Annotated in this window: 5 protein-coding genes; 2 read left to right on the top strand and 3 right to left on the bottom strand. The window is 73.1% G+C overall.

Going from position 1 to position 5,145, the window contains the following annotated elements; all coding sequences use genetic code 11:
* The coding region (locus HG543_RS51290; RefSeq protein WP_169352297.1) for an esterase/lipase family protein at nucleotides 1-627 on the top strand (627 nt) is incomplete at its 5' end.
* On the opposite strand, the gene HG543_RS51285 is transcribed toward HG543_RS51290, so the two are convergent.
* The 3 genes from HG543_RS51285 to HG543_RS51275 are packed head-to-tail and all read right to left on the bottom strand — an operon-like array spanning nucleotide 628 to nucleotide 3,665.
* The gene (locus HG543_RS51285; RefSeq protein ID WP_169352296.1) at nucleotides 628-1,566 is read right to left on the bottom strand and encodes a polysaccharide deacetylase family protein; all 939 of its coding nucleotides are present in this window, start codon (nucleotides 1,564-1,566) and stop codon (nucleotides 628-630) included.
* A gap of 35 nt (nucleotides 1,567-1,601) precedes the next feature.
* Nucleotides 1,602-2,312: a glycosyltransferase family 2 protein gene (locus HG543_RS51280; RefSeq protein ID WP_169352295.1), complete on the bottom strand. Its 711-nt coding sequence runs from the start codon at nucleotides 2,310-2,312 to the stop codon at nucleotides 1,602-1,604.
* A gap of 39 nt (nucleotides 2,313-2,351) precedes the next feature.
* The gene (locus tag HG543_RS51275; RefSeq protein WP_169352294.1) at nucleotides 2,352-3,665 is read right to left on the bottom strand and encodes a protoporphyrinogen/coproporphyrinogen oxidase; all 1,314 of its coding nucleotides are present in this window, start codon (nucleotides 3,663-3,665) and stop codon (nucleotides 2,352-2,354) included.
* A gap of 238 nt (nucleotides 3,666-3,903) precedes the next feature.
* Between HG543_RS51275 and HG543_RS51270 the strand changes: the two genes are divergently transcribed.
* On the top strand, nucleotides 3,904-5,145 hold a 1,242-nt coding region (locus tag HG543_RS51270; RefSeq protein ID WP_211194751.1), incomplete at its 3' end, for a zinc-ribbon domain-containing protein.

Here is a 5,145-nt window from a genome sequence, read left to right as displayed (position 1 = left end):
GTCCCGGCCCGAGCGCCGCTCCCCTCCCCCGCCGGACAGCGGCCCCCGGTGCTGCTCGTGCACGGCATCGACGATGATGCCAGCGCCTTCGACGTCATGCGCGCGCGGCTGGAGCGCGAGGGGTGGACCCACGTCCATGCCCTCTCGCTGGTGCCCAGTGACGGAACGGAAGGGGTGCCCGCCCTGGCCCGGCAGGTGGCGCGGGAGGCCGAGGCGCTCCGCGCGCGCACCGGCGCCCCCCGGGTGGACGTGGTGGGCTTCAGCATGGGGGCGCTCGTCACCCGCTACTGGCTGCGGATGCACGACGGGCGGCGGGAGGTGCGGCGCTTCATCTCCATCTCCGGGCCGCATGGGGGCACCGTCATGGCGTGGCTGCGCCGGGGCAAGGGGGTGCGGCAGATGCGCCCCGACAGCCGGCTCGTGCGCTACCTGCAGAGCGACCCGCGCCCCTGGGACGAGGTGGAGGTCCACAGCTTCTGGTCGCCGTGGGATTTGACCATCTTCCCCGCCTCCAGCTCGCGGCTGCGCGGCGCCTCGGAGCGCACCTTCCCGGTGCTGCTGCACCCGTGGATGATGACGGACCGGCGCGTGCTCGACGCGGTGGTGGAGGTGCTCGGCGCTCCCTAGCTAGAGCGTGGCGGAGAGCCTGCTGGCCGCGTCGCGCAGCGTGACGACGTCACACTCCGCCTTGAGCCAGCCGAACACCTCGCGCAGCCGCTCCATCTTCCGGGAGGCGCTCACGCGCAAATCCCGCTGCTGGCGGACCAACTCCGGGGGAATGCCGTCGGACGCGTCCAGCACGTCCACCCCGTGGAGCTCGAAGTTGAAGAAGGCGTCCTTGCGGCACGCGCGCCAGGCCCCGCGCAGGGTGGGCAGCGGCAGCGTGGTGGCGAAGGTGCCGATGAAGGGGAAGCGCACGGCCGGCGTCACCGCCATGGGCAGCTCCAGCACCGGGCCGGTGCCCCGCTGGTAGGGCCGGGCCGGGTCGGGCCGGTAGGGCACCCGGGGCGCCAGCAGCACCCGCGGCGTGTCCAGCACCGAGCGCGACGGCCGGCCCAGGAGCGCCAGCGCCCCCATCACCGCCGCCTTGGCCGCGTAGTACGGCGCGGCGGGGAACGCGGACGAGCCGTACCGGTAGCCCAGCTCCGCCGTGGCCGCGTAGAGGTCCGCGTTCAGCGTGTAGCCCGGGGCGCGGAAGCCCACCGGCCGCGCGCCCGTGGCCGCGAGGATGGCTGCGTCCGCCCGGGCCAGGTCCTCACGGATGGCGGCGAGCCCCCGGCGCGTGAGCGCGTAGTCGTGCGCGTGGCTGTGGCTGGCCACCTCGATGCCGGCCTCGTGGGACGCGCGCATGCCCGCCGCGGCGCCCGGGTCCGCCTCCAGGTCCTCGCCGATGGCGAAGAAGGTGCCCGGCACGCCCAGCGCGTCCAGCAGCTCGCGGAAGCGGGGCACCGCCACCGCGTGCACGAGCGTGCGGGCCCGCGCGTCCAGCAGCGACTCCGGCAGCCCGTGGATGCGGCAGTAGTGCGGCAGCGAGTCGAGGTCGACGGAGATGGACGCCAGCCTCACGGTGCCGCCCTCCTTCGAGCCCGGGGCGCCCGGGCTCACTTGCCCGCGATGCGGATGACGTAGAAGAGCTTGCCCACGTTCTTCAGCACGTTGGGCACGCGCTTGAAGAGGTGGATGGACGGCTGGCGCTTCTCGTGGAGCTGGATGGGGATTTCCACCACCTTCAGCCCCTCGCGCCAGGCGCGGATGACGAACTCGCTGGCGAACACGTCCATGTCCACCACGCACTTCTGGATGACGGGCACGAGCGCCTCGCGGCGGAAGGCCTTCAGCCCGTGCGTGTCCGTGCCCTGGAAGCCCAGCGCCACCTTCAACAGGCCGTTGTGCACGCGCGTGGCGGCCCGGCGCACCAGCGGGCGCTGGTCGCTGGCGCCCTTGGCCGCCTTGGAGCCCACCACCATGTCGGCCTCGCCCCGCTCCAGCCGCGGCAGCGCCGCGTCGTAGAAGGTGAGGTCGCACAGGTCGATTTCGTCGCAGACGACGTAGGTGCCGCGCGCCATGGCGATGCCGGCCTTCAGCGCCGAGCCGTAGTTGGGCCGCTCCGAGTGGAACCAGCGCAGGCGCGGGTTCTTCGCGCAGAGGTCTTCCAGGATGCGCGGCGTGGCGTCGCGCGAGCCGTTCTCCGCGAAGATGATTTCGTAGTCGATCCCCCGCGCATCCAGCCCCTGGCGCAGCTCCTCCGCCGCCGAGGCGATGATGGACTCCTCGTTGTAGACAGGGATGACGACGGAGAGGTGCGGGGCCATGGGATTGGGTCCCTCAGATATGGGGAGGCAGCCGGGCCGTCAACCGTTCAGCGTCCGCGCGCAGGCCCGGCCCGCGAGGATGGCGTCCTCCATGGACGAGTACTCCCACTGCCCGTAGCGCCCGGCGATGAGGATGCCCGCGTGCTCCAGGAAGCGGAGGACTTCCGCCTTGGCCGGCCCGTACGCCTCGTCGTAGAGCACGTACGCGTGCGGAATCTCCCGCGCGTGCGCGAAGAGCACGTCGTCCGCCGAGTGAATCATCTGCGAGCGCACCAGGTCCTCCACCGCGTACTTCTCCGCGGTGGCGGGGGCCAGCTCGCCGTGGTGGCTGTACTCCACGTAGAAGGTGGCGGTGTCCGGCGGCGCCAGCGGCGCGTACACCGCCGAGGGCGAGCCGATGCGGTACGTGTGGAACTCCGGCTCCGGCAGGTAGATCCAATGCCAGGGCTGGCGGTTGGCCCCCCGCGCGGCCACGGCCACGTAGGTGACGGTGGTGGCGCGCAGCCGCTTCGCCGCGGCCATGACGGCGTCGGGCACGCCCGAGGGGCCCTTCGCCAGGAGCTGCACCAGCCCCGGCAGCGAGATGCTGGACACCAGCCCCGAGTACGGCAGCACGCGGCCGTCCGACAGGGTGACGCGGCGGGCCTTCCAGTCGATGGAGGTGGGCTCGGTGTTGACGCTCAACTCGCCGCCCTGGAGGTGGCGCAGCATGGCGCGCGCGAGGCTCTCGATGCCGCCCTCGCGCGGGTAGAGGAAGGACGCGTTGTAGCCCACCGCGTCACTGCCGGCGCCCAGCGCGCCGTCCACCACCTCCTTGAGGTTCGGCCGCGGCACGAAGCGCCCCACCCAGGCGGCGGACATCTCGCGCGGGTGCACCGTCCAGAGCTTCTGGTTGTAGGGCACCATGAAGTTCTTCGCGAAGCCCTCCCCCATGTAGCGGAGGATGAACTCCTCGAAGTTGGTCGGCTCCCGCTCACGCAGCGCCCGGCCCTTCTCGCCGTAGATGGCCTCCACGTAGCCGACGAGGTTCTCCGACACCACCTCCGGCGGCAGGCCGTGCGTGTTGACCTGGTACGGGAAGCGGGTGAACACCCCGCGCGAGAAGATGCCCGCCTTGCGCTGGATGCGGACCATCTGCCCCGGCAGCCAGGTGTCGTTCACCAGGGCCTGGATTTCCGGGTCCCTCAGGTGGAGCCAGTGGCCGGTGGGGTCGAAATAACACCCATCGATGACCTCGGTCTTGATGAGGCCGCCGACCCGGTCGGACTTCTCGATGAGGCGCCAGGGCCTCTGGAGGAAGTGGGCGGTGGACAGGCCCGCGAGTCCCGCGCCAAGGATGACGATGGGTTCCATGCCGGCAGGGGTCTACCACCTCCCGTCCCCCGGGGGGAAAACGAACGCATGACGCCCTCCTTCGGGCGGACAGAGCCCTCGCCTGCCCGTCTGGGAAGGCAAGGAAGGGACCGTTGCGTGGCCGACGTGCGCGTTCTTTCCGGGCTGGAAACGGCTCTGCTACCCTGCGCGCACCGCGAAGGCGCTCCGCAGCCTGCTCGCGAGCATTCGCGCCAGTCGGACCCGTCGAAGGAAACCCATGAAAGTCTCCTGCCCGTCTTGCCAGACGAACTACAACATCGATGACAAGCGGATCCCGCCTGGCGGCGCGAAGCTCAAGTGCGCCCGGTGCCAGACCACCTTCCCCATCAAGCTCGAGGGCGTGAGCGCGCCCGCGCCCGCCGCTCCCGAGCCGCAGGCCCCCGCCATTCCGCTGCCGGGCACCGCCGCGCCCCACGCCGCCGCCGCCATTCCCCTGCCCGGGGCCGCCGCGCCGCAGTCCGCGGCCATTCCGCTGCCGGGCGCCGCCGCGCCACAGTCCGCGGCCATTCCGCTGCCGGGCGCCGCGCCGGAGGCGGACCCGTTCGCCTTCGACGACGCGTCCTCCGCGCCAACGGCGAACGCCATCCCCCTGCCGGGCATGGCCGCGCCGTCCTCGCAGGCCATTCCGCTGCCGGGCATGGCCGCCCCGCGGTCCACGGCCATCCCGCTGCCGGGCGCCGCGCCCCAGGGTGGCGCCATTGCGCTCGGTTCCGGACCCGACGCCATCCCGCTGCCGGGCGCCGCGCCGTCCTCGCAGGCCATCCCACTGCCGGGCGCCGCGCCCGAGGCGGACGCGTTCGCCTTCGATGACGCCTCGGTGCCCACGGCGGGGGCCATTCCCCTGCCCGGCGCGGCCTCCTTCGGCGGGCAGGATGACGCCGCCGAGCCCGAGAACCGGGACGTGACGCGCGTCGTCCGCATCCCGATGCCCAGCGACGCGTTCCGCGAGCCGCCTCCCGCCGCGCCGACCTACGGCACGACCGACGAGGTGCGCGGCACCGCGCGCGACTTCGACTTCTCCGAGGAGTCCCTGCCGCCGCCCGTCGAGGCGGCGCCGGCCTACGGCACGACCGACTACGGCACGACCGACGAGGTGCGCGGCACCGCGCGCGACTTCGACTTCTCCGATGACGCGCTGCCCGTCCCCGCGCAGGCCGCGCCCGCCGAGGACGCGTTCGCCTTCGACATGGAGCCGCCCCCGGCCGCCGCCGCGCCGGTCGAGGAGGACCCGTTCGCCCTGCCCCCGCCGCAGGACGCGTTCGCGCAGCCGCCCATGCCGGAGGAGGACCCGTTCGCCCTGCCCCCGCCGCCCGCGGACATGGTGCCCGAGGCGGACCCGTTCGCCCTGCCGCCGCCGGACGCCTACGCGCAGTCCGCCGCGCCGATGGAGACGGACCCGTTCGCCCTGCCGCCGCCCCCGGCCGCGGCTCCGTCGTACGACTTCAGCGAGCTGCCCGCC

Origin of the sequence: Pyxidicoccus fallax (assembly GCF_012933655.1) — a bacterium.
In the GTDB taxonomy this organism is placed as follows: domain Bacteria; phylum Myxococcota; class Myxococcia; order Myxococcales; family Myxococcaceae; genus Myxococcus; species Myxococcus fallax.
This window is presented reverse-complemented; position numbering and strand designations above follow the sequence as displayed.